This is a genomic window from Dietzia sp. DQ11-44 (genome assembly GCF_014145205.1).
GTDB lineage: Bacteria > Actinomycetota > Actinomycetes > Mycobacteriales > Mycobacteriaceae > Dietzia > Dietzia natronolimnaea.
Window position 1 is genome coordinate 1 of record NZ_JAALEC010000535.1, and the last position, 1,495, is coordinate 1,495.

A 1,495-nucleotide genomic window follows, 5' to 3' on the forward strand; every position below is an offset into this window, starting at 1 on the left:
GGGCCGTCACGCGGACCGGCCGATGGTCCTCGTCTCCCAACCGTGGGTGGTGGACCCGGGGAGGGTCGCCGCCGACGGACGACGACCCCTGTGGACGTACGCACACGTGCCCGCCTACTCCGAGCTGGACCAGACCGAGCAGGTCCTCCGCGCCCTGGAGGAGGTCGCTCCCGGCGTCCGCGACGTGGTGGTGTCGACCCGCTGTACGCCCGCGTCGCGGATGGGCCGACACAACGCGAACTACGAGGGCGGCGACATCGCCGCGGGCCGCGTCGACCTGCGCGGACTCATCGCCCGTCCGGTTCCACGGGCGGATCCCTTCGCGACCGGGGTCCCGGGGGTGTGGCACGCCTCCGGGTCCACGCCCCCCGGGCCCGGTGTCCACGGGATGGCGGGCCAGCACGTCGCCGAGCGGATCATCCGCGGTTGACGAACCCGCGCCCCGGCGGAGAGCCGACCTACTGGTAGGACACGAACCACGGCCGGGGTTCGACCGCCATGGTCTGCTCCGCGGTGAAGGTCGGCGTGTCCTCGTCGTAGAAGTTCTTCCAGGCCATCCAGATGTCCGGGGACAGCCCCTGCTGCAGGACCTCCCACGTCTCCAGCTTCATCTCCGGGGTGCCGTGCCCGTCGGCGTGGAGGGAGATCGCCACCTCGGGCCGTGAGGTGTCGATGTCCTCCCGGTCGGTGATCATCGCCAGGCTGAACTGGTGCAGGATGAGCAGCTTCTGTGGCCCCCCGGTGTCGCGGGTGAGATCGGCGAGCCAGTGCGTGACCCGGTTGATCTCCTCGGCGCTCGCACTGCCGATCTGGGCCCCCGGGCGTTGGCCGGGTTCGAGCTTCCACTCGGGGTCCAGCGCCAACCCCACGTTGGGCCGCCTGAGCAACTCCTCGAACAACCGCGCCTGGTCGAGGAGGTCCGCCATCCCGGGCTGCAGGTCGATCACCGCGTAGCCACCGGCCTCGGTGATCGCGTCGATGAGGGGCTCGAACTCCTCCGGCGCCCACTCGTTGGTGTAGTTGCCGTCCGCTCCGGGGGATGTGGAGGCGACGGTGGCGATGATCTCGAACGCGGGGATCACCGGCTCCGGTGAGTACGGCTGGTATTCCTCGACCAGTTGCCGCACCCGCTCCGCGCTCTCCTCCGGACCCTGCTCGCCGAGGATGCCGAGGGCCGGGGTGATCGGCGACCCGTATGCCGCCACGAAGCGCCGGCCCGGGAACAACAGCTGTCCCCCGCCGGGGAGCTGGGGGACGGAGCGGGCCTTCTCCACCCGGTCGGCCAGCTCGTCCTCGGTGCCCCATCCGGGCCCGAGGGCGATCACGGTGTCGGCGTCCATGACCGCCTCGACCGAGCCGCCGTCGACCCGCGGGTCCGGAGCCCGGAGGTGGGAGACGGCCGCTCCGCTCGAGACGGCGGTCGCCACCGCGGCCACCGGGGTCCGGTCGTACACGAGAACCCGCGGGGCCTCCTCCGCCGACCAGGCGGGTCCTC

2 pseudogenes are annotated in these 1,495 nt (G+C 72.0%); one reads left to right on the forward strand and one right to left on the reverse strand.

Annotated features, from left to right (window positions below):
* Positions 1 to 430: pseudogene (locus G6018_RS13080) on the forward strand (NAD(P)/FAD-dependent oxidoreductase); the annotation flags it as partial.
* Positions 431 to 458: 28 nt separating this feature from the next.
* On the opposite strand, the pseudogene G6018_RS13085 reads toward G6018_RS13080, so the two are convergent.
* Positions 459 to 1,495 (reverse strand): annotated as a pseudogene (locus tag G6018_RS13085) (hypothetical protein); the annotation flags it as partial.